Annotated in this window: 18 protein-coding genes and 2 pseudogenes; 7 read left to right on the top strand and 13 right to left on the bottom strand. The window is 71.2% G+C overall.

From position 1 onward, the window contains the following. Nucleotides 1–297: 297 nt before the first annotated feature. Both ABZ318_RS31325 and dapA read right to left on the bottom strand, forming a co-directional pair. Entirely contained in the window at nt 298–1,983 is a 1,686-nt protein-coding gene (locus tag ABZ318_RS31325; protein WP_356905818.1) for a ribonuclease J, read from the bottom strand. Nucleotides 1,984–2,083: 100 nt separating this feature from the next. Continuing rightward, nucleotides 2,084–2,983 carry a 4-hydroxy-tetrahydrodipicolinate synthase gene (gene dapA / locus ABZ318_RS31320; protein WP_123455700.1) on the bottom strand — a complete coding sequence of 300 codons (900 nt, stop codon included), beginning with the start codon at nt 2,981–2,983 and terminating at the stop codon, nt 2,084–2,086. A gap of 337 nt (nt 2,984–3,320) precedes the next feature. Here dapA and ABZ318_RS31315 point away from each other — a divergent pair, with 337 nt between their 5' ends. Beyond that, nucleotides 3,321–3,560 (top strand): hypothetical protein, encoded by a 240-nt coding sequence (locus ABZ318_RS31315; RefSeq protein ID WP_356905817.1) that lies wholly within the window; start codon nt 3,321–3,323, stop codon nt 3,558–3,560. Between the two features lie 54 nt (nt 3,561–3,614). Beyond that, entirely contained in the window at nt 3,615–4,160 is a 546-nt protein-coding gene (locus ABZ318_RS31310) for a hypothetical protein (protein ID WP_356905816.1), read from the top strand. A gap of 30 nt (nt 4,161–4,190) precedes the next feature. Here ABZ318_RS31310 and ABZ318_RS31305 read toward each other — a convergent pair whose 3' ends face one another. From ABZ318_RS31305 to eccD, 6 genes are all read right to left on the bottom strand, one after another. After that, a complete protein-coding gene (locus ABZ318_RS31305; protein ID WP_356905815.1) occupies nt 4,191–4,643 on the bottom strand; it encodes a hypothetical protein in 453 nt (150 codons plus the stop codon). A 5-nt stretch (nt 4,644–4,648) separates the two neighbouring features. After that, on the bottom strand, nt 4,649–5,401 hold the full coding sequence (gene dapB, locus ABZ318_RS31300; RefSeq protein WP_356905814.1) for a 4-hydroxy-tetrahydrodipicolinate reductase: 753 nt from the start codon (nt 5,399–5,401) through the stop codon (nt 4,649–4,651). Between the two features lie 25 nt (nt 5,402–5,426). Beyond that, the gene (locus ABZ318_RS31295; protein WP_356905813.1) at nt 5,427–6,806 is read right to left on the bottom strand and encodes a pitrilysin family protein; all 1,380 of its coding nucleotides are present in this window, start codon (nt 6,804–6,806) and stop codon (nt 5,427–5,429) included. Then, complete coding sequence (locus ABZ318_RS31290; protein WP_356905812.1) at nt 6,803–9,025, bottom strand: polyribonucleotide nucleotidyltransferase; 2,223 nt, start codon at nt 9,023–9,025, stop codon at nt 6,803–6,805. The genes ABZ318_RS31295 and ABZ318_RS31290 overlap by 4 nt, the downstream gene beginning before the upstream one ends. 286 nt (nt 9,026–9,311) lie before the next feature. After that, nucleotides 9,312–9,602, bottom strand: a complete 291-nt coding sequence (gene rpsO / locus ABZ318_RS31285) for a 30S ribosomal protein S15 (RefSeq protein ID WP_015036567.1) — start codon at nt 9,600–9,602, stop codon at nt 9,312–9,314. A 190-nt stretch (nt 9,603–9,792) separates the two neighbouring features. Beyond that, nucleotides 9,793–11,265: a type VII secretion integral membrane protein EccD gene (gene eccD / locus ABZ318_RS31280; RefSeq protein ID WP_356905811.1), complete on the bottom strand. Its 1,473-nt coding sequence runs from the start codon at nt 11,263–11,265 to the stop codon at nt 9,793–9,795. Nucleotides 11,266–11,492: 227 nt separating this feature from the next. Between eccD and eccCa the strand changes: the two genes are divergently transcribed. Both eccCa and ABZ318_RS31270 read left to right on the top strand, forming a co-directional pair. Further along, nucleotides 11,493–15,446 carry a type VII secretion protein EccCa gene (eccCa, locus tag ABZ318_RS31275; RefSeq protein ID WP_356905810.1) on the top strand — a complete coding sequence of 1,318 codons (3,954 nt, stop codon included), beginning with the start codon at nt 11,493–11,495 and terminating at the stop codon, nt 15,444–15,446. A gap of 82 nt (nt 15,447–15,528) precedes the next feature. Continuing rightward, nucleotides 15,529–15,813: a DUF397 domain-containing protein gene (locus ABZ318_RS31270; protein ID WP_356905809.1), complete on the top strand. Its 285-nt coding sequence runs from the start codon at nt 15,529–15,531 to the stop codon at nt 15,811–15,813. A gap of 78 nt (nt 15,814–15,891) precedes the next feature. Here ABZ318_RS31270 and ABZ318_RS31265 read toward each other — a convergent pair whose 3' ends face one another. The 4 genes from ABZ318_RS31265 to eccB form a co-directional block, all read right to left on the bottom strand. Then, nucleotides 15,892–16,182 (bottom strand): WXG100 family type VII secretion target, encoded by a 291-nt coding sequence (locus ABZ318_RS31265; protein WP_017235850.1) that lies wholly within the window; start codon nt 16,180–16,182, stop codon nt 15,892–15,894. A 53-nt stretch (nt 16,183–16,235) separates the two neighbouring features. Next, nucleotides 16,236–16,586, bottom strand: a complete 351-nt coding sequence (locus tag ABZ318_RS31260) for a WXG100 family type VII secretion target (RefSeq protein ID WP_356905808.1) — start codon at nt 16,584–16,586, stop codon at nt 16,236–16,238. A 190-nt stretch (nt 16,587–16,776) separates the two neighbouring features. Beyond that, nucleotides 16,777–18,042 (bottom strand): type VII secretion-associated serine protease mycosin, encoded by a 1,266-nt coding sequence (gene mycP / locus ABZ318_RS31255; RefSeq protein ID WP_356905807.1) that lies wholly within the window; start codon nt 18,040–18,042, stop codon nt 16,777–16,779. Between the two features lie 12 nt (nt 18,043–18,054). Further along, nucleotides 18,055–19,599 (bottom strand): type VII secretion protein EccB, encoded by a 1,545-nt coding sequence (gene eccB / locus ABZ318_RS31250; protein ID WP_356905806.1) that lies wholly within the window; start codon nt 19,597–19,599, stop codon nt 18,055–18,057. Between the two features lie 191 nt (nt 19,600–19,790). On the opposite strand from eccB, the gene eccE reads away from it, so the two are divergent. From eccE to ABZ318_RS31235, 3 genes and pseudogenes are all read left to right on the top strand, one after another. Continuing rightward, complete coding sequence (gene eccE, locus ABZ318_RS31245) at nt 19,791–21,095, top strand: type VII secretion protein EccE (protein ID WP_356905805.1); 1,305 nt, start codon at nt 19,791–19,793, stop codon at nt 21,093–21,095. Beyond that, entirely contained in the window at nt 21,095–21,871 is a 777-nt protein-coding gene (locus tag ABZ318_RS31240; protein WP_356905804.1) for a hypothetical protein, read from the top strand. Before eccE ends, ABZ318_RS31240 begins: the two co-directional genes overlap by 1 nt. A gap of 229 nt (nt 21,872–22,100) precedes the next feature. Further along, nucleotides 22,101–22,358: pseudogene (locus ABZ318_RS31235) on the top strand (SCO5717 family growth-regulating ATPase); the annotation flags it as partial. Between the two features lie 226 nt (nt 22,359–22,584). Here the strand turns inward: ABZ318_RS31235 and ABZ318_RS31230 are convergent. Then, a pseudogene (locus tag ABZ318_RS31230) lies at nt 22,585–22,678 on the bottom strand (HAD-IB family hydrolase); the annotation flags it as partial.

Genomic DNA, 22,678 nt, shown 5'->3' with positions numbered 1-22,678 from the left:
CCTTCGGTCCCGTTTCCGGGCCCTCCGGGCGCTTCCTTCGTTTCCGACTCTATCAGATCTTTGCGATCCGATTTCCTCGGTGCTTTCCGGTCCCGAATTTGTTTTTTCGGGGCCTTCCGGCGCGTTCCGACTTTATCAGAAGTTCTGAGTCGGATTTCCCGCCTCCCGGTTCGTCCTCCGGGCGCACTGCGGCGCCGGGGCTTCCCGATCTGGCGGAGCCGTAAACGTACTGGAGCGGGGCGCCCCGATGCAAATCGAGGGGCCCCGCTCCAGAAGCGCGCTGGTCAGACCTCTTGGTCAGACCTCCACGACGACCGGGAGGATCATCGGGCGGCGGCGGTAGGTGTCGGACACCCACTTGCCGACGGTGCGGCGGATCAGCTGCTGGAGCTGGTGCGGTTCGACGACGCCGTCCTGGGCGGACCTGTTCAGCGCCTGGTCGACCTTCGGGATCACGGCGTCGAACGCCGAGTCCTCGATGCCGGAGCCGCGGGCGTGGATGTTCGGGCCGCTCACGATCTTGCCCGTGGAGGAGTCCACGACCACGAAGACCGAGATGATGCCCTCTTCGCCGAGGATGCGGCGGTCCTTGAGATGGGTCTCGGTGACGTCGCCGACCGAGAGGCCGTCCACGTACACGTAGCCCGCCTGGACCTTGCCGGTGATGCGGGCGCGGCCGTCGACCAGGTCGACGACGACGCCGTCCTCGGCGATGACGATGTGGTCCTTGGGGATGCCCGTCATCGCGCCGAGCTCGGCGTTGGCGCGCAGGTGGCGCCATTCGCCGTGGACCGGCATGAGGTTCTTCGGCTTGCAGATGTTGTAGAAGTACAGCAGCTCGCCGGCCGAGGCGTGGCCCGAGACGTGGACCTTGGCGTTGCCCTTGTGGACCACGTTCGCGCCCCAGCGGGTCAGGCCGTTGATCACGCGGTAGACCGCGTTCTCGTTGCCCGGGATGAGGGAGGACGCGAGGATCACCGTGTCGCCGGGGACGATGCGGATCTGGTGGTCGCGGTTGGCCATGCGGGACAGGGCCGCCATGGGCTCGCCCTGGGAGCCCGTGCAGACCAGCACGACCTCGTCGTCCGGCAGGTCGTCGAGGGTCTTCACGTCCACGACGAGGCCGGCCGGGACGCGGAGGTAGCCCAGGTCGCGGGCGATGCCCATGTTCCGGACCATCGAGCGGCCGACGAAGGCGACACGGCGGCCGTACTCGTGGGCGGCGTCGATGATCTGCTGGATGCGGTGCACGTGGCTGGCGAAGCTGGCCACGATGATGCGCTTCGGGGCGTTCGCGAAGACGTTCCGCAGGACGTTGGAGATGTCCCGCTCCGGCGGGACGAAGCCCGGGACCTCGGCGTTCGTCGAGTCGGACAGGAGGAGGTCGATGCCCTCCTCGCTGAGCCGCGCGAACGCGTGGAGGTCGGTGAGGCGGCCGTCCATCGGGAGCTGGTCCATCTTGAAGTCGCCGGTGGCGACGGCCATGCCCGCGGGGGTGCGGATGGCGACGGCCAGGGCGTCCGGGATGGAGTGGTTGACGGCGATGAACTCGCAGTCGAAGGAGCCCAGGCTCTCGCGGTCGCCCTCCTTCACCTCCAGGGTGTAGGGGCGGATGCGGTGCTCCTGGAGCTTCGCCTCGATCAGGGCGAGGGTCAGCTTGGAGCCGATGAGCGGGATGTCCGGCTTCAGCCGGAGCAGGTAGGGGACGGCACCGATGTGGTCCTCGTGCCCGTGCGTGAGCACGATGCCCTCGATGTCGTCGAGGCGGTCCCGGATGATGGTGAAGTCCGGCAGGATCAGGTCGACGCCGGGCTGCTCCTCCTCGGGGAAGAGGACGCCGCAGTCGACGATCAGCAGACGGCCGTCGAACTCGAAGACCGTCATGTTGCGGCCGATCTCGCCGAGGCCGCCGAGCGGGATGACGCGCAGCCCGCCCTTGGGCAGCTTCGGCGGGGCGCCGAGTTCAGGATGCGGATGACTCAAAAGACTCTCCTCACCATGCGCGCCACGTACCGATCGGGCACGTGGCGCGCATGACAATCGTGCACTTGCTGTTGTCAGTGTTCAGTTGTGAAGTCCGTTGTCAGAGTTCTACCCCGCCGGCGGCCAGGTCGACCTTGAGCTGCTCGGTCTCCTGTGCGGAGAGCTCGACGAGCGGCAGGCGCAGCGGTCCGGCCGGGAGGCCCTGGAGGGCGAGGGCGGCCTTGGTGGTCATGACGCCCTGGGTGCGGAACATGCCGGTGTAGACCGGCAGCAGCTTCTGGTGGATCTCGGTGGCCTTCTGGACCTCGCCGCCGAGGTGGGCGTCGAGGAGGGCGCGGAGCTCCGGGGTGACGAGGTGGCCGACGACGGAGACGAAGCCGCAGGCGCCGACGGAGAGCAGCGGCAGGTTGAGCATGTCGTCGCCGGAGTACCAGGCGAGGCCGGAGCGGGCGATGGCCCAGCTGGCGCGGCCGAGGTCGCCCTTGGCGTCCTTGTTGGCGACGATGCGCGGGTGCTCGGCGAGGCGGACGATCGTCTCGGTGTCGATCGGGACGCCGCTGCGGCCGGGGATGTCGTACAGCATCACGGGGAGGCCGGTGGCGTCGGCGATGGCCGAGAAGTGCCGGTACAGGCCCTCCTGCGGGGGCTTGTTGTAGTAAGGGGTCACGGCGAGGAGGCCGTGGGCGCCGTCGCGCTCGGCGGTGCGGGCCAGTTCGACGGAGTGGTGGGTGTCGTTGGTGCCGATGCCGGCGACGACGTGGGCGCGGTCGCCGACCGCCTCCAGCACCGCTCGTACGAGCTCCGATTTCTCCGCGTCGCTGGTGGTCGGGGACTCGCCGGTGGTGCCGTTGATGACGAGGCCGTCGTTGCCTGCGTCCACCAGGTGGGTGGCGAGTCGCTGGGCACCGTCGAGGTCGAGTGCGCCGTCCGCCGTGAAGGGCGTGACCATGGCGGTGAGGACCCGCCCGAAGGGGGTCTGCGGAGTGGAGATCGGAGCCATGGGTAACACGCTACTCGCTGCTCAGCGCCGGGCGCCCCTGAGGGGGACAGGAGAAAGGGAGCCCGGCGCTGCCTGCTCGGGGGTTCAGGCAGCGCCGGGTCCGTTTGATCAGCCTAGATGAACTTCTCGAAACGTCGCAATACGGACACTTCGCATCGTGCGTTCGGACATGTGTGCCTGTAGGGCCGGACGGTCGGAGGGCCCGCCCGATCTCTACACACCTGTGACGTCCTACCGGAGGATGAGATACGGCCGCTTTGATGAAAAAGGGCACCAAAACGTCGGTTCCGTCGTCTGTACCTGTGACGCATCACGACGAAGAAGGAGAGTGGCTCTGATGTTCCGCCGGAAAGAGGCCGTACCGTTCGCGTTCGTCGCGGAGGCCGACCACTTCCGCAGTAACGTCACTCCACCGCCCCGGGAGCGCCTCAGCGCCTCGCAGGTCGTGGGCCGCACCCTGCTCGGGCTGACCGTCGTGGCCGGCCTCGTCGGGTCCCTCGTCCTCGGGATGCCCTCGCTCCAGTCGGGTGACTCGGCCACTCGTCAGCAGCAGTCCGAGGCCTCCGACAACCGCTGAGGTAGCCTCACCGGGCACCGCCCCTTCGAGCGTGCTTGTGAGTGAGGACCTGTCGTGCCCCTGCCCTTCCTGACGGCCGACCGTGCTTTTGACACGACCGACCACGTCGCCCTGCCGTTCGACGACCACGACCAGTGGCGTCGTCCGTACCGGCCGGGGTCGTGGCGGGTGGGGGCGGCGGCGCTCGCGCTGCTGCTCGCGTCTTTCATCCTGCTCGCCGCGGTGATCGTCGCCTTCGCCGGAGCCTTCGGCGGCGCGTGCGTCACCTTCGGCATCGCCCTGCTCGTCATCGCGGCCGCCCTGCGGATGCTGCGCATGGGCGCCTGGGTGAGCCGCGCCGGCGTGCGGCGCGTGGGCTTCCTCTCGACCGTCACCGTGCCCTGGGCGAAGGTGACGTCCCTGCGGACCACCCAGCAGCCGGTGCGCTGGCTGGGACTCCCCCGCACGGTCCAGGGCCAGGCCCTGGTGCTCGACCGGCGGGGTGGTGAGCAGCTGATGCTGCTCACCGACCACAACGCCGACTTCCTCTCCCGCGTCGAGGCCTTCGACCGGGCGGCCGACACGGTCGAGGCCTGGAACGCCGAGTACGGCACGGCCTAGGGCCTGATCCGAAAGACAGGCCCCAGGTCGCTACGCGCTGGCCGGGCGCCCCTCGTGGAGTGCGATGGCCCGCTGCATCGCCTTGCGGGCCCGGGGGGTGTCCCGGGCGTCGTGGTAGGCCACCGCCAGCCGGAACCAGCAGCGCCAGTCCTCGGGTGAGTCCTCCGTCTCGGCCTTGCGCAGGGCGAAGACCTCGTCGGCCGAGTCCCGGTCGATCCGGCCGCCCTGCGTGCGCTTCAGCTCGTCGACGGGCAGGCCACCCTCGGCCTCCAGCTCGGAGGCGAGGCGGCCTGCCTGGCGCGCGAACCGGGTGTTCTTCCAGAGGAACCAGCCGCCCACGACGGGCAGCAGGAACGCCACCGCGCCCATGCCCATGGCGGCCGGCTCGCCCGTGAGGAGCAGCAGGACGCCCTCCATCCCCACCACGCCGAAGACGAGGACGAGGACGGTGGCCAGGAAGACGTACGTGATCTTTCCGCCCATGACCGTCAGCCCAGGTCCAGGAAGTGCTCCAGGCCGAAGGTGAGGCCCGGGGTCGTGATCACGCGGCGGGCGCCGAGGAGGATGCCCGGCATGAAGCTGGAGTGGTGCAGGGAGTCGTGGCGGACGGTGAGGGTCTCGCCCTCGCCGCCGAGCAGCACCTCCTGGTGGGCCAGCAGGCCCCGGAGGCGTACCGCGTGCACGGGAACGCCGTCGACGTCCGCCCCGCGAGCCCCGTCCAGGGCGGTGGTCGTGGCGTCGGGCTGCGGGGCGCAGCCTGCCTTCGACCGGGCCTCGGCGATCAGCTGGGCGGTGCGGGTGGCCGTACCGGAGGGGGCGTCCACCTTGTTCGGGTGGTGCAGCTCGACGACCTCGACCGACTCGAAGTACGGGGCCGCGATCTGCGCGAACTTCATGGTGAGGACTGCTCCGATGGAGAAGTTCGGAGCGATGAGGACGCCGGTCTCCGGGGAGGCGGCGAGCCAGCCGTTCAGCTGCGCGAGGCGGTCCTCGGTCCAGCCGGTGGTGCCGACGACCGCGTGGATGCCGTGACGCACGCAGAAGTCGAGGTTCTCCATGACCGAGTCCGGGGTGGTCAGCTCGACGACGACCTGGGCGCCCGCCTCGGTGAGCGCCTCCAGACCGTCGCCGCGGCCGAGGGCCGCGACCAGTTCCATGTCCTCGGCGGCCTCGACGGCCCTGACCGCCTCGGAGCCGATGCGGCCCTTGGCTCCGAGGACCGCCACACGCAGCTTGCTCATTGCTCTTCCTTAGGGGACTTGTGGTTCAGGAGACCGCGTGGTGGAGGCGGTCCGCCTGCTTGTCCTTCAGCGGGCCGATCACCGACAGCGAGGGCCGCTGCTCCAGTACATCGCGGGCGACCTCGCGGACCTCGTCCGGGGTGACCGCCGCGATCCGGGAGAGCATGTCGTCGACCGACATCTGGGTGCCCCAGCACAGCTCGCTCTTGCCGATGCGGTTCATCAGCGCGCCGGTGTCCTCCAGGCCGAGCACGGTCGAGCCGGAGAGCTGGCCCACGGCGCGGGTGATCTCCTCGTCCGTGAGGCCGTCCGAGGCGACCTTGTCGAGCTCGTCGCGGCAGATCTTCAGGACGTCGTGGACCTGGCTGGGCCGGCAGCCCGCGTACACCCCGAAGAGGCCGCAGTCGGCGAAGCCCGAGGTGTACGAGTACACGCTGTAGGCCAGGCCGCGCTTCTCGCGGACCTCCTGGAAGAGGCGGGAGGACATGCCGCCGCCGAGGGCGGTGTTCAGCACGCCGAGGGCCCAGCGGCGCTCGTCGGTGCGGGCCAGGCCCGGCATGCCGAGGACGACGTGGGCCTGCTCGGTCTTGCGGTTCAGGAGCTCGACGCGGCCCGCCGTGCGGATGGTCCGGGCGCCCTCGCGGGGGGCGACGGGGACGGCGTCGGTACGGCCGAGGGCGCCGGCCTTCTCGAAGGCGCGGCGGACCTGGCGCACCACCGTGGCGTGGTCGACGTTGCCCGCGCAGGCGACGACCAGGTGGGTCGGGTCGTAGTGCTTCTTGTAGAAGCGGGCGATCTGGCCGCGGCTGAGCGCGTTGATCGTGTCGACGGTGCCGAGGACCGGGCGGCCCAGCGGGGTGTCGCCGAACATCGTCTGCGCGAACAGGTCGTGCACGACGTCACCCGGGTCGTCCTCGGTCATCGCGATCTCTTCGAGGATGACGCCGCGCTCGGCGTCCACGTCCTCGTCGAGGATGAGCGAGTCGGTGAGCATGTCGCAGACGACGTCGATCGCCAGCGGCAGGTCGGTGTCGAGGACCCGGGCGTAGTAGCAGGTGTACTCCTTCGCCGTGAAGGCGTTCATCTCGCCGCCGACCGCGTCGAGCGCGGAGGAGATGTCGAGGGCGGACCGCTTGTGGGTGCCCTTGAAGAGGAGGTGCTCCAAGTAGTGGGTCGCGCCGTTGAGCGTCGGGGTCTCGTCGCGGGAGCCGACGTGCGCCCAGATGCCGAAGGTGGCGGAGCGCACGGAGGGGAGGGTCTCGGTGACGATCCTCAGGCCGCCGGGGAGGGTCGTGCGCCGGACCGTGCCGATGCCGTCCTTGCCCGGGAGAAGCGTTTGGGTACGGGCGACGGCCCGCCCCTCCGAAGAGGGGCGGGCCGTCGCGCGGGAACTACGGGACGTCACTTGGCAGCGTCGTCCTTGTCACCCTCGGCAGCGCCGTCCTCGTCCGCGATCACGGGGATCAGGGAGAGCTTGCCGCGCTGGTCGATCTCGGCGATCTCGACCTGGACCTTGGAGCCGATCGCGAGCACGTCCTCGACGTTCTCCACGCGCTTGCCACCGGCGAGCTTGCGGATCTGCGAGATGTGCAGCAGGCCGTCCTTGCCCGGGAGCAGGGAGACGAAGGCACCGAAGGTGGTGGTCTTGACGACCGTGCCCAGGTAGCGCTCGCCGACCTCCGGCATGGTCGGGTTGGCGATGCCGTTGATCGTGGCGCGGGCGGCCTCGGCGGCCGGGCCGTCGGCGGCACCGATGTAGATGGTGCCGTCGTCCTCGATCGTGATCTCGGCGCCGGTGTCCTCCTGGATCTGGTTGATCATCTTGCCCTTGGGGCCGATGACCTCGCCGATCTTGTCCACGGGGATCTTGACGGTGATGATCCGCGGGGCGTTCGGGGACATCTCGTCCGGCGTGTCGATCGCTTCCATCATCACGTCGAGGATGTGGAGGCGGGCGTCGCGGGCCTGCTTGAGGGCCGCGGCCAGGACGGAGGCCGGGATGCCGTCCAGCTTGGTGTCGAGCTGGAGGGCGGTGACGAACTCCTTCGTGCCGGCGACCTTGAAGTCCATGTCGCCGAAGGCGTCCTCCGCACCGAGGATGTCGGTGAGGGCGACGTAGTGCGTCTGGCCGTCGATGTCCTCGGAGATGAGGCCCATGGCGATGCCGGCGACGGGGGCCTTCAGCGGCACACCGGCGTTCAGCAGCGACATGGTGGAGGCGCAGACCGAGCCCATGGACGTCGAGCCGTTGGAGCCGAGGGCCTCGGACACCTGGCGGATCGCGTAGGGGAACTCCTCGCGGGTCGGGAGGACCGGCACGAGGGCGCGCTCGGCGAGGGCGCCGTGGCCGATCTCGCGGCGCTTGGGCGAGCCCACGCGGCCGGTCTCGCCGACGGAGTACGGCGGGAAGTTGTAGTTGTGCATGTAGCGCTTGCGGGTCACCGGGGAGAGGGTGTCCAGCTGCTGCTCCATGCGGAGCATGTTGAGGGTGGTGACGCCCAGGATCTGGGTCTCGCCACGCTCGAACAGCGCCGAGCCGTGCACGCGCGGGATGGCCTCGACCTCGGCGGCGAGCGTACGGATGTCCGTGATGCCGCGGCCGTCGATGCGGACCTTGTCCTTGATGATCCGCTCGCGGACCAGCTTCTTGGTCAGCGCGCGGTAGGCGCCGGAGATCTCCTTCTCGCGGCCCTCGAAGGCCGGGAGGAGCTTCTCGGCGGCGATCTCCTTGATGCGGTCGAGCTCGGTCTCGCGCTCCTGCTTGCCGGCGATGGTGAGCGCCTGGGCGAGCTCGTCCTTGACGGCGGCGGTGAGCGCCTCCAGGACGTCGTCCTGGTAGTCGAGGAAGACGGGGAACTCGCCGGTGGGCTTGGCGGCCTTGGCGGCGAGGTCCGACTGGGCCTTGCAGAGGACCTTGATGAAGGGCTTCGCGGCCTCGAGACCGGCGGCGACGACCTCCTCGGTCGGCGCCTCGGCGCCGTCCTTGACCAGCTGGACGGTCTTCTCGGTGGCCTCGGCCTCGACCATCATGATCGCGACGTCGCCGTCCTCCAGGACGCGACCGGCGACGACCATGTCGAAGACGGCGTCCTCGAGCTCGGTGTGCGTCGGGAACGCGACCCACTGGCCCTTGATCAGGGCGACGCGGGTGGCGCCGATCGGGCCGGAGAAGGGCAGGCCCGCCAGGATCGTGGAAGCCGAGGCGGCGTTGATCGCGACCACGTCGTACAGGTGGTCGGGGTTGAGCGCCATGATCGTCTCGACGATCTGGATCTCGTTGCGCAGGCCCTTCTTGAAGGAGGGGCGCAGCGGCCGGTCGATCAGGCGGCAGGTGAGGACGGCGTCCTCGGAGGGGCGGCCCTCACGGCGGAAGAAGGAGCCGGGGATCTTGCCGGCCGCGTACTGCCGCTCCTCGACGTCCACCGTCAGGGGGAAGAAGTCGAGCTGGTCCTTGGGGCGCTTCGAGGCGGTGGTCGCCGAGAGGACCATGGTCTCGTCGTCCAGGTAGGCGACGGCGGAGCCGGCGGCCTGCTTGGCCAGACGGCCGGTCTCGAAGCGGATGGTGCGGGTACCGAAGACGCCGTTGTCGATGACGGCCTCGGCGTAGTGGGTCTCGTTCTCCACTATGGGTTTCTCCTACGTGTTCGTCTTTGCGTCCTTCGGCCCGTGTGGCCGGGGACGGTGTGCGACGGCGGCGGAGAAGCTCGCGCTCTGAGGGCGGGCCGGTCTTCGATCGAAGCACCCGGGTGTTCGTTTCCGGGGGCCACTACCGAGGACCGGCGGCTGGCCGGCGGCTTCACGCTCGTCGTATGGGGTTGTGCGACCAGACTAAGTGCCGATGCGCACTTTGTGCACGTACAGCAAAGGGAGCGGCCCCCTGAAAGTGGGAACCGCTCCCTTCACGGCGTCCTTACTTGGCGCCGCCGGCCGCACCGCGGCGGATGCCGAGGCGGTCGACCAGCGTACGGAAGCGCTGGATGTCCTTCTTGGCCAGGTACTGCAGCAGGCGGCGGCGCTGGCCGACCAGGATCAGCAGACCACGACGGGAGTGGTGGTCGTGCTTGTGCTGCTTGAGGTGCTCGGTCAGGTCCGAGATGCGACGGGACAGCATCGCGACCTGGACCTCGGGGGAGCCGGTGTCGCCCTCCTTGGTGCCGAACTCGGCCATGATCTGCTTCTTGACAGCGGCGTCGAGAGCCACGCGGATCTCCTCTTGGGTGTTCGTGCGCCCGCGAGTGCCCCTGGTCCAGTTCTCAGGGGAAGCTTCCGTGACTCGACGGGCGAAGGTCCGATGGGCGCAGCTTCCAGGGCCTGGGAAGGCTTCCGGGAGCGCGTACACAAACGGCCGTCACACAGCGTACCAGCTCGCCCGAGCGCCCCCGGACCCCCTCCTACTTGCTGGTGAGGGAACGGACCTGGGTGAAGACGTCGAGGACCGCGAGGCAGAGCGGGACGAGGGAGAGCAGGACGAAGCCCTCGGCCAGGTCGAGGAGGCGGCCCCAGAAGGGCGAGAGGCCCTTCCTCGGGATGATCAGGCCGATCGCGGTGATCAGCGCGGCGCCGGCGGCGACGGCGGCGGTGAGCCAGATCGTCCGGATGTCGAGGCCGCCGCGGTCCCCGTACATGAGGAGGTCCTTGACCAGGTCGGCCGGCGGGTTGAGGGAGAGGCCGAGGACGAGCAGCGCGATGGCGGCGATGCCGGCGACGAGGACGCAGGCGACCTGCGAGGTGTACCGGAAGAGGCGGGCGCGCAGCAGCATCGCGAGGCCGGCGGCGAGGGCGAGGAACTGGCCCCAGACGTTCCCGGCGAAGCCGAGGACGGCGGCGGAGCCGACGACGACGGCCGCGCAGCCGCCGACCAGGCCGAGAAGCATCTCGTGACCGCGGCGGGCCTGGAGCGCGATGCGCTCGCCGTCGACGGGCTGCGCCTCCTCGCCCTGCTGCGGGTCGGCGGAGAAGTCGTCGTCGGCGGCGCTGCGCGGGGCGGCGTAGCCGATGGGGAGGCGGGCGAAGCGGGCGGAGAGGCCGGGCAGGAAGGCGACCAGGCCGATGGCGACGGGGGCGCAGGTGGCGGCGGCGTCGGTGGCGGTGGCCTCGGTGAGGATCATCAGGAAGGTGGCGAGGGTGCCGACGCCGGCGAGGAAGGTGGCGGCGACGAAGGGGGCGTCGCCGCTGGGGGTGAGCGCGACGAGGGCCACGGAGGCGACGAGGACGGTGACGGAGCCGAGCAGGAACTGCAGGCGGCCGGGGCCCTGGCCGGCGTCGGCGGCGATGATGCCGGAGCCGGCGATGAGGAGCAGCGGCAGGGCGCCGAGGCCGAGGGCGACCGCGGTGGTCCGGTCCGCGTAGACGCGGGCGCGGACGCCGGCGAAGGCGGTGAGGAGGAGGCCGGCGGCGCCCGCGATGATCCCGGGGAGGCTGTGCATGTCGTGGCGGACCGGGTCGGCGAACCAGAGGACGAAGCCCATGAGGACGAGGAGGAGCACGCCGCCGAGGAGTCCGGCGCCGCGCAGCAGTTCGTCGCTCCACAGGTGCCGGTCGCGGGTGACGGCGGAGGCGACGGCGTCGGAGACGTCGTCGTAGACGGCCGGCGGGAGGGACTGGGCGAAGGGGCGCAGCGAGAGCACCTCGCCGTCGAGGACCTGCTGGGCGGCGAGGGTGCGGGCGCCGTCGAGGACGGATCCGTCGCGGCGGACCAGGTGGTAGCCGGTCGGGGTGCCCGGCGCCTGGGTCTGGCCGGTGAGGCGCAGGATCTCCGGGTAGACGTCGGCGACGGCGATGTCCTCGGGGAGCGCGACGTCGATGCGGCTGTCCGGCGCCACGACGGTGACGCGGCAGAAGCCGGTCGCTGCGGTCGTACTCACGTGTGTGGACCCCCTGATTCGCGGTTGCGCGCGTCGGATTCGCGGTTGCGCCCGTGTCTGATTCGCGGTTGCGCACGATGCGCGCGCCACCCTACCGGGGACGGCCGGTGGGGGCTGCAAGTAGGATCGCCGTCTCATGGGGGAAGTCCGCGCGCTCGGCTGCCGACAGGGGTGGCGTGCGGATGCTCCCGCCACGAGCCCGCCTCCAACGAGGGATTGATGCGCCGGTGAGCCAGATCGTCGTCAAACGCCCGCCGAGGTCCCTTCCTCCGGAAGTGCCCGGTGAGGAGCTGGTCCTGGAGTCTCCGCCGGAACTTCCGCGGGGACAGCAGGAGTCGGCGTTGATGCAGCTCCTGCCGATGCTCGGCATGGGGTCGTCGGTCGTCTTCTTCTTCATGACGCCGTCGCCGATCATGCGGATCATGGGCACGCTGATGCTGGCGTCGACGGTCGCGATGGCCGTCGCCCAGTTCGTCAGATTCCGGCGCGGTACGCAGGGGCAAATGGCCGATGTCCGCCGCGACTACCTCAAATACCTCGCGCAGACCCGGCGTACGGTCCGGCGCACGGCGCGCAAGCAGCGGGACGCGCAGCTGTATCTGCACCCCTCCCCCGAGCAGTTGTGGTCGGTGGTGGCCGAGGGGTCCCGGGTGTGGGAGCGCCGGGTCGGCGACCATGACTTCGGGCAGGCGCGGATCGGTCTCGGGGCGCAGCAGTTGGCGACTCCCCTGGTGGCGCCGGACACGGCTCCGGTGGACGAGCTGGAGCCGCTGTGCGCGGGTGCGATGCAGCAGTTCCTGGCGGTGCACGGCACGCTGGACGGGCTGCCGATGGCGGTCTCGATGCGGGCGTTCTACCACGTGACGGTGTCGGGCGATCCGGAGTCGGCGCAGGCGGCGGCGCGGGCGCTCGTGGCGCAGCTGGTGACGCTGCACTCCCCCGAGGACCTGATGCTCGCCGTGGTGGCGGCGCGGCCGGCGCAGGAGCGCTGGGACTGGACGAAGTGGCTGCCGCACACGCAGGTGCCGGGGCAGGTCGACGGGGCGGGCACGAAGCGCCTGTTCGGCGACGACCTCGGTGAGCTGGAGCAGCTGGTCCGCTCGAAGCTGGAGGGGCGGACGCGGTTCTCCCGGGAGAGCCAGCCGGTGCTGGACCTGCCGCACGTGGTGGTGGTCCTGGACGGCGGAATGGTGCCGCCGGACTCGCTGCTCGCGGCGCCCGAGGGCCTTCAGGGCGTGACGATCGTGGAGGTCGTCTCCGGTGAGCTCGACGAGCCGCGCGGTGGCCTCTCGGTGGTGGTACGGCCGGGCCGGCTGCGCCTGGAGTCGGGCGGCGGCTTCGCGTACGAGGGGCTGCCGGACGGCATCTCGCTGCCGGCGGCCGAGGCGCTGGCCCGGCAGCTGGCGCCGCTGCGGATGGGCGGCGGGGACGACGACGAGCCGCTGCTCGCCAACCTGGACTTCACGGATCTGCTGAACCTGGGCGACGCGGCCTCGGTGGACGTGGCGCGGACCTGGCGGCCCCGGTCGGTGGCCGAGCGCCTCCGGGTGCCGATCGGTGTCGGCGAGGACGGCCAGCCGGTCATGCTGGACCTGAAGGAGGCGGCGCAGGAGGGCATGGGCCCGCACGGTCTGTGCGTCGGCGCGACGGGTTCCGGAAAGTCGGAGCTGCTGCGCACGCTGGTGCTCGGTCTGGCGGTGACGCACTCCTCGGAGACGCTGAACTTCGTCCTCGCGGACTTCAAGGGCGGTGCGACCTTCGCGGGCATGTCGCAGATGCCGCACGTGGCGGCGGTCATCACCAACCTCGCGGACGACCTGACGCTGGTCGACCGCATGGGCGACGCGATCCGCGGCGAGCTCCAGCGGCGGCAGGAGCTGCTGCGTTCGGCGGGCAACTACGCGAACATCCACGACTACGAGAAGGCGCGGGCGGCGGGTGCTCCGCTGGAGCCGCTGGCCTCGCTGGTCCTGGTGATCGACGAGTTCTCCGAGCTCCTCACCGCCAAGCCCGACTTCATCGACATGTTCATCCAGATCGGCCGCATCGGCCGCTCGCTCGGCGTGCACCTGCTGCTCGCCTCGCAGCGCCTGGAGGAGGGCAAGCTGCGGGGCCTGGACACGTACCTCTCGTACCGGATCGGTCTGCGGACCTTCTCGGCGGCGGAGTCGCGGACGGCGATCGGCGTGCCGGACGCGTACCACCTGCCGTCGGTGCCCGGTTCGGGCTATCTGAAGTTCGGCACGGACGAGATGACCCGCTTCAAGGCGGCGTACGTGTCGGGGACGTACCGGACGGGCGGGCCGCGCCTGGAGATCGGGCAGCTGCCGGTGGAGCGGCGGCCCGCGCTGTTCACCGCGGCGCCGGTGCCCGTGGTGTACGCGGCGCCGGACCCGGCCTATCTGACGGCGCAGCGCGCCGAGGAGGACGACGCGCTCGCGGACACGGTCCTCGACGTGATCGTGCGGCGCCTGGAGGGCCAGGGGGTGCCGGCGCACCAGGTGTGGCTGCCGCCGCTCGACCAGGCGCCCTCGCTGGACCAGCTGCTCCCGGGGCTCGCGCAGACGGCGGACCGGGGGCTCACGGCGACGGAGTACACGCGTCAGGGCGGGCTCACGGTGCCGCTCGGCCTCATCGACAAGCCGTTCGAGCAGCGGCGCGAGGTGCTGTACCGGGACTTCTCGGGTGCGGCCGGTCACATGATGGTGGTGGGCGGTCCGCAGTCCGGCAAGTCGACGATCATGCGGACGCTGATCTCGTCGTTCGCGCTCACCCACACCCCGGCCGAAGTGCAGTTCTACTGCCTGGACTTCGGTGGCGGCGGCATGGTCTCGCTGGCCGACCTGCCGCACGTCGGCGGGGTGGCGTCCCGGCTCGACCCGGAGCGGGTGCGCCGGACGGTCGCGGAGGTCATGGGCGTCCTGAACCGGCGGGAGGAGTTCTTCCGCTCGCACTCCATCGACTCGATCGCGACCTACCGGCGCAAGCGGGCCGCGGGCGAACTGCCGGGCGAGGCCTGGGGCGACGTCTTCCTGATCGTGGACGGCTGGGGAACCTTCCGCAACGACTACGACATGCTGGAGCCGATCGTCTCCGACATCGCGGCGCGCGGTCTGGGCTACGGCATCCACGTGGTGATCACCGCCGCCCGGTACATGGAGGTGCGGGCGGCGCTCAAGGACCAGATGCTGGGCCGGCTCGAACTGCGGCTCGGTGACGTCATGGACTCCGAGTTCGACCGGAAGGTCGCGGCGAACGTGCCGACCGGGGTGCCGGGCCGTGGCCAGGTGCCGGAGAAGCTGCACTTCATGGGGGCGCTGCCGCGGATCGACGGGTCGAGCTCCTCCGCCGACCTGGCGGAGGGCACGTCGGCGTTCGTGCAGGCCGTGAAGGCGAGCTGGACCGGGGCCCCGGCTCCGGCGGTGCGGCTGCTGCCGCGCAAGCTGCCGGCGGAGCAGCTGCCGAAGGGCTTCGAGTACCCGCAGCACGGCATCGCGATCGGCATCGACGAGACGAACCTGGAGCCGGTGTTCGTCGACTTCGAGTCGGATCCGTTCTTCCTGATCTTCGGCGAGAGCGAGTCCGGCAAAACGGCGCTGCTGCGGCTGATCGCCAAGCAGCTGTGCGAGCGGTACTCGCCGGAGCAGGCGCGGATCGTGGTGGGCGACTACCGGCGGACGATGCTGGAGGCCGTGGCGCCCTCGCACCTCCTGGAGTACGCGCCGATGGCCTCGGCCATGCAGATGCACATGGACGCGGTGAACACGGTGATGACGAAGCGGGCGCCGAAGCCCGACATCACGCCGCAGCAGCTGCGTGACCGCAGCTGGTGGTCGGGTCCGCAACTGTTCGTCCTGGTCGACGACTTCGAGCTGGTGGCCACCAACTCGGGCAACCCGCTGGCGGTTCTGGTGGAGAACCTGCCGTTCGCGCGGGACGTCGGCATCCGGTTCATCGTGGCGCGCAACCAGGCGGGCGCCTCCCGCGCGATGTACGAGCCGTTCATGCAGCGGATGCGGGAGCTGGGCGCGCAGGGCGTGATCCTCTCCGGCGATCCGCAGGAGGGCGACATCCTGGGCAGCGTCCGGGCGCGGCCGATGCCTCCGGGCCGGGGCACGTTCGTGTCGCGCAAGCGCGGGACGCCGCTGGTGCAGCTGGGCTGGCTGCCCGAACAGCACTGAGCTCCCGAAACGGCCCTGAGCGGAGCGGTCCCTCCCACTACTGTGGGAGGGACCGTCGTACCACCGCGAAGGGATTGCGCCGATGACCGACGCCCACGAGACCGCCGCCGAGAGCGCGGACGCCGCCCTGGCCGCCGAGAAGCAACGCCAGAAGGACGAGCTGTACGCGCTCGACATCTCCGGCGTGGAGTGGCAGGGCGCCCCGGGGACGAGCCCGGACGAGGAGCGCGTGGAGATCGCGCGGCTGCCCGAGGGCGCGGTGGCGATGCGCTCGTCGCTCGACAGGGACACGGTGCTGCGGTACACGAAGGCCGAGTGGGACGCGTTCGTCCTGGGCGCCAGGGACGGCGAGTTCGACCTGCGTTGAGGCGTACGTGTGAGGGGGTGGCCCGTCGGAACGGGCCACCCCCTCACACGTGTTCGCCGGGTCTCACGGCAAGCGCGCTCACATCATGCGGAAGCGAGCCGCGTTGCCCTTGTCGGTGTCCTGGTAGCCGGCGACCGACTCGTCGAGGAGCTGGGCGATGCGCGCCAGGTCCTGGTTCATGCCGGCCATGTCGCGGGTCAGGCGGTCCTGGCTCTCGCGGTAGGCGATCTTCGCCTCGCCTTCCCAGTTGGAGGCGACGCGGTTGACCTCGGCCATGAGGTCGTCGAGCTTCTGGGTGAGGGTGCTGGAGGTCAGCCGGGTGTCGGCCGCCGCCTGCGTCACGGTGTCGTAATTGACCGCAGTGGTCATGGTGTTGACTCCTCGGGTGAAAGTGGCGCGGAGGACTGGTCGGGTCGGACGGCTCAGATGCCGAGGATGGCGCTCTGGCCACCGGAGGCGCCGGCGCCGGAGTTGCCGTCCATCTGACGGAAGGACCGCATGCGGTCCTCCTCCTCCTGCGAGAAGCCGTCGGCGCTCATCCGCATGATCTCCTCGAGCTTGCTGAGCTCGGCACGCATGCTGCGCAGACGCTGGTTCAGGTCGTTCTGGACCCGGTCGTACTCCTTGCTCGCAGCGCCCTGCCAGCCCGCCTGGACGCGGTCGACCACGCCGTTGAGGGAGGTGATGCGGGACTGGAGCTCGTCGGAGAAGTCCTGGATCCGGCCGGCGAGCTTGACTTGTTCGGCACTGGTTACGTTCAGGTCTTTCGACATCTTGCCCCTTCTTCCTTCGGTGGCTGCGACGGACCGGCCGTCGGGCCATCCGGTCGTGATGCGGACGGGAATCTTCTGATGCCGCCCCCGTGCTGGGTTCGCACTGTCGTGCCCCCAGCGGTCACTGTAGCCATTGACGGCGGCAGTTCCAACTGCAAAGGGGGGACCCGATACTTGACCGGTACGCGCGTCACCGGGCCTCCCTCCTGCGGCGGCTGTCGCGGATCACGGTGGCCGTCCCGGCGACCACGGCCACCAGGACACCTCCGATCCCCAACGCATAGGTGGCGAGCCGTTCGGAGCGCTCCTGGGGCGTCTCCGACAGCGTCAGCCGGGCCGGCTCGGGAGCCGGCGGCTTGGGCGGGCCCGGATCGGGCACGGGCGAGGAGGCCGGCGTCCCGGGAAGGTCGGCGAGCGCCCGGACCGGGTCGATCACGCCCCAACCGACGTGGTCGTCGCGCCCGTTGATCGAGCGGACGGCCGTCTGCTCGATCCGGGTGACGATCTGGGCCGCGGTCCACTCCGGGTACTTGGCGCGCAGCAGGGTGGCGACGCCTGCGACGTACGGGGCGGAGAAGCTGGTGCCGTTGTCGACGCACTGGCCGCCGCCGGGGACGGTGGAGACGATGTCGACGCCGGGCGCGGCGACGCCCACCATGGGGCCGGACTGGGAGAAGGCGGCGCGTTCGTTGTTCCGGTCGGAGGAGGCGACGGCGAGGACACCGGGGAAGGCGGCCGGGTAGGTCTTCTTGCGGGCCCCGTCCATGCCGTCGTTGCCGGCGGAGGCGACGACGACGACGTTCTTCTCGATCGCGTGGGCCACGGCCTTGCCCATGGGCGAGTCGGGACTCAACGGCTGGGTGGTGTCCTGCGAGATGTTGATGACGTCGGCGCCGGCCTTGTCGACGGCGTAGGTGATCGCCTGCGCCATGGTGTCGGACTTGCCGCTGTTCTTCTCGTCGTTCTGCCGGATCGGGATGATCGTGGCCTCGGGCGCGAGGCCGACGAAGCCGGTGCCCTTGCGGGGGCGGGCGGCGATGATGCCGGCGACCTTGGTGCCGTGGCCGACCTCGTCGACGGTGCCGTCGGTCTTGCCGCGCTTCTCGTCGCCGAAGGACGGGTTGTTCTTGTCGGGCTTGAGGTAGTCCTTGCCCGCCTTGGCGTCGACGGCGGTGCGCAGCTGCGGGTTGACGTCGTCGACCCCGGTGTCGATGACGGCGACCCGGACGCCCTTGCCCTTGGTGTCCTGCCACAGCTCGTCGAGGAGGACCCGCTGGAGCGGCCAGGGGATGCCCTCGATCTGTTTCTTCATGGGGAAGGTGCACTCGCCGCTGCCGTCGAGGGCCGGGCCGTCGTGGTGGGGCCGGCCGGGGGCGGCGGCCGCGGCGGGGGCGGCCAGCAGGGCCGTGAGGGTGCCCGCGGCGAGCAGGGCGGCCGTGCGGTACGTCGTCGTCACCGGTGCCACCCCCTAGGAGCCCTGCGGCTGACGCGCGCTGTTGGTGTCGAGCCGGGGCCCCTTCGACAGGAACTCCGACCATTCGATCGGGACGAGGACCGGCGCGACCTTCTCGTAGCCGAGACGCTTCTGGGCGTCGCTGGGTTCCGGCCTTCCGTCGGTCTGCTTCTGCTCGCCGGCGCCGATCTCGGAGCGGGCGGAGTCGCTGTCTCCGTTGGCCTGGACGGCGTACCGCAGGCCGGTGTCGGTGACGAGGAAGAGGGAGCCGTCGGGCGTCTTCTGCTTGCCCTGGATCTGCGTGTAGAGCAGGCCCGTGCCGGGGGTGACGTACGTGCTGGTGCCGCCGGCCGTGATGTCGGCGGGGTACTCGGTGCCGGCCCAGGTGGTGAGCGTGGTGTCGCCCTTCTCGTCGACGTCGGTGAGGACGCTGCAGACGGTGTCGCGGGCGCCCTCGCCGGTGGTGGCGTTGACCTGGGTGGACTTCAGCGTCGGCCAGCGGGCGCCGGCGTGGAAGAGGGTGGGGTCCGGGACGAAGGAGGAGGCGTCGACGGTGGTGGCCTTGCCGTCCATGTCGAGGTTGCCGGTCTCCGGGGAGTTGATGAGCAGCCAGGCCGTGAAGGGGGTGACGGGCTGGACCTTGCCGGCGAGCACGACGTAGTACTGCGGGCCGGAGCCGGTCTGGGCGAGGAGGACCATGCCGATCCGGTTCTCGGTCCCGGTGAGGGTGTTGCCGGGGATGCCGGCGGAGGCGCCGACCGTGCCCTCGATGTCCGGGAAGTCGATCTCGTCGCCGGTCTTCAGGGTGGCGAGCCAGTCGTCGGTGACGGCCTGCGGCTCCTTGCCGAGACCGACGAGGGCGGTGAGCAGACCCGGCCGCTCGGCCTTCACCGGGTACTTGGTGCCGGTGTGGTCGACGAGGAACTGGGCGCTCCCCTTCTGGCCCTTGACGTACAGGACCTGCCCGTTCTTCAGCTTGTTGTCGCCCTCGGTCCGGTCGGCGTCGCGCTTGGCGAGGAGGAAGGTCGCCTTCTGGACGCTGGCGCCCTTGCCGCCGCCGGGCTGCTCGCAGACGGCCCAGCGCTTCTCCGTGCCGGCGTCCTCCGCGACGGGCAGCCGGTCGGGGGCGTACGGGATGCCGAGGATGGGCCCGCGCGGCGGCTTGCCCTCGTCGAGCTTCCTGTCGTCGACCTGGATGACCTGGAACTGGTCGGGGTTGAGCAGCAGTCGGGCGGAGGCGAGGTTGAGGACGGGGTGGAGCAGGGTCTTCTTGTCCTTGCCCTTGCCGGTCTCCAGGACGACGTACCGGGTGGTCGACTGCTTGCCGACGATGACCCGGGTGCCGGGGGTGTCCCAGCCCTTGGGGGCGGTGGGACTGAACATGCCCCAGGCGCCGAACCCGGCGACGACGAGCGCGGCGACGATCATTCCGGGGACGATCGCCTTCAGCGGCTTCGGCGCCCCCTCCTCCGTGCCGGAGGGCGAGGGTTGGAGGAATGCCGCCACCGTGCGCTTCTTCGCAAAGGTGTACGCGTTGAGCTCGTCCCGCCGCGATGCCATGAGTCCCCATTCTCGTCAGGCGCGATCTTCGCGCGGGGCCCCCGGGGTGGTGACACCCGGGCCCCGGCCTTCGGACCGGCCCCCTACTATGCCTGCTGTCCCGTGGGGTTCGTGGGGCGGGTAGGGTGATCCGGCCGCCAAAGCCCTGGCGGGCCAGGGTCATCGGGACGAATTGAGGGGGATTCTCCATCATGGCTTCCGCGAGGCGGAGGCGGCCCGCCGCGGCCGCTGCCTCCACATCCCCGTCCACGGGCCCCGCCCCCGCGGTCTCACCGCGGCTCCAGGCACGTCCCGGACACTTCGGTTCGTTCCGATTGCAACAGCTCGTACTGATCGAGGTGGCGGCGGCGCTGCTGCTCCTCGCCTGGGTCGTCGAGCCGATGCTGCTCGTCCCCGCGGGCGTGGTCGCCGTCGTGCTGGTCCTGCTCGCCGTGGTGCGCCGGCACCGGCGTTCGCTGCCCGAGTGGCTCGGCACCTTCCTCGCGCTGCGCGCCCGCTCGCGCCGGGCCGCCTCGCTCACGGTGCCGGAGGACACCGAGCCGGGGTTCGCGCCGCTCGTGGAGTGCGACCCCGCGCTGCGGACCTACGCGTACAGCGACCGCGACCGGCGTCCGGTCGGGATGGTCGGCGACGGCACCTTCCTGACCGCCGTCCTGCGGGTCGAGTCGGACGGCACGGCGCTGCGCCCGGACCGCGCGGCGAAGCCGCTGCCCGTCGGGCTCGTCCGGGACGTGCTGAGCGTGGACGGCATCCGGCTGGAGTCGGCGCAGATCGTGCAGCACACGCAGCCGGCGCCCGCCCCTCACCTGCCCGCGCAGTCGATGGCCGCCCGCAACTACGGGCCGCTCCAGGCGCAGACGGGTTCGCCCGCGGTGCGCATCACCTGGATCGCGCTCAAGCTCGACCCCGAGCTCTGCCCGGAGGCGGTCGCCGCGCGCGGCGGCGGCATGACCGGCGCCCAGAAGTGCGTGGTGCGCGCGGCGGACCAGCTGGCGAGCCGGCTCGCCGGCGCCGGGTTCCGGGCGAGCGTGCTGACGGAGCAGGAGCTGACCTCGGCGCTCGCCACGTCGAGCTGCGCCAGCCCGATGGCGATCGCGCAGGCGGGCCGGGGCCAGGCACAGGGGCGCCGGACCCAGGAGACCGCGCGGACCTGGCGGGTGGACGACCGACGGCACACGACGTACTGGGTGGGGCGCTGGCCCCAGTTGGGCGGCCGGAACGGCGGCGCGGGCGCGTCGATGCCGCAGCTGGTGGCCCTGCTGACCTCGCTGCCCGCGCTCGCGACGACGTTCAGCCTGACGCTGAGCGGCGGGGACCGGCAGGAGGTGACGGTGACCGGACACGTGCGGATCACCGGACGCAGTGACGAGGAACTGGTGGCCGCGCGGCACGAGCTGGAGCGTGCGGCGCGCGGGGTGAAGACGGGGCTCGTACGGCTCGACCGGGAACAGGTGCCCGGCATCCTGGCGACGCTTCCGCTGGGAGGTGCGCGCTGATGTCCACCACCTCCTCCTTCGGCACGTCACCGACTTCGAGCGCGCCTTCCGCCCGGCGTACGGGTCGGGCCTCCCGTCCCCGCTTCGGTTTCGGACTCGTCGGGCCGCGCCGCGACCGGCACTCCGTACCCCTGGAACAGCTGGAGGCGCTGGCCCTGCCGGTCGGCGACGACGGCATGGTGATCGGCGTGGACGCCGAGGGCCGCCCGGCCGTGCTCGGCATCAACCGGCCCGTCCCGTACGACGTCACCCTCATCGGCGGTCTGTGGACCGCTCAGGTACTGGCCCTGCGCGCGGCCGCGACCGGCGCCCGGGTGGCGGTCGAGACCGGCCGCGCCCAGGCGTGGACGGCCCTGGCGCAGGCCGCGGGCGGCGGGCAGCCGTGCATCACGCTGCACGACGTGGGCCGGGTGCCGCCGCAGGGCGCGTCGGCGGGCAGTCCGGTGGTCGTGGTGCGCGACTGCGGCATGCGGCCGCCGCGCGGCCGCGTCGTGTCGGCGCCCTGGCAGTCCGTGGTGACGCTGCTGCCGTATCTGAGCCCGGTCGCGCCCCGGCTCCTGGAGAAGTCCTCCCTGGTCGGCGTCCAGCGGGTGTCCCCGGACGAGGCGGCCCAGATCGGCCGCATCATGAGCCTGCCCCGGAACGAGTACGAGGCGCTGTCCACGCTCGCCGACGGGGTGACCCTCTGGTGCACACCGAACGACCGCCAGTTCGTGATGACCCAGGCGACGGACGCCGAGACAGGATTGTTGGGCGGCGCCCGCCGGATGGACTGAGCGGCGGCCTCATGACACGGGGCCGTTCAAGTACGTCCGTTTTTGCATCGTTTTGAACGGTGGGGGTTCTCACTCTGCGGCGCGGCCGGGTCACTTGGGGCCCGGACCGGGTCGCGGAGGCGGGCGCGGAGGGGCCGTCGGCCCTGCCCCGGCGCGCCCCGCGGCGTTTAGGGTGGAAGGGCCCCGCCCAACAACGGCACAAGGGTGCTCGACCACACCAGGAGGCAAAGTGAACGGCGATCGCGACGAGATCCACGGGGGTTGGAATCCACCCGCCGACGATCAGTCCGACGCGGATCCCGCCGAGATGACGGGTGAGTTCACCATCGACTACACCCCGCCCGCCTGGTACACGCAGAACGCGTCGGGCGGTACGGGGACGGGCGGTGTCACTCCCCCGCCGCCGAGCGGAGCGCCGGTCGCCGTGCCGGGCCTCCCGGCGGGCAGCGGCTTCGAGCCCGGCTGGAACGTCGCACCGCCGGCCCCGCCGGTGACTCCCGCCCCCGTTCCGGGGGGCGGGCCGGTCGCGCCCGGCGTCCCTGCCCCGGTGCAGCCGGGCGGCGCGGTGCCTCCGGCGGGGGTTCCTCCGTACGGCGCGCCGGGTGCCCCCGCGGCCGCCGCGCCCCTTCCCGTCCCGCCCGGTCCCGGCACCCCTGCGGCCGGCGTTCCCGCGCCGGCGTTCCCGCCCGGTGCGCCGGTGCCGGGGCAGCCGCGGAGACGCGGTGGCCCTTGACGATGGACAGGGCGCTGTCGCGGGCGTCCTGCATGTGCTCGGGGTCCTCGACGCCGGCGAGCCGGAACCAGGCC

The sequence above is a fragment of the Streptomyces sp. NPDC006197 genome, assembly GCF_040613865.1.
Lineage (GTDB): Bacteria > Actinomycetota > Actinomycetes > Streptomycetales > Streptomycetaceae > Streptomyces.
This window is presented reverse-complemented; position numbering and strand designations above follow the sequence as displayed.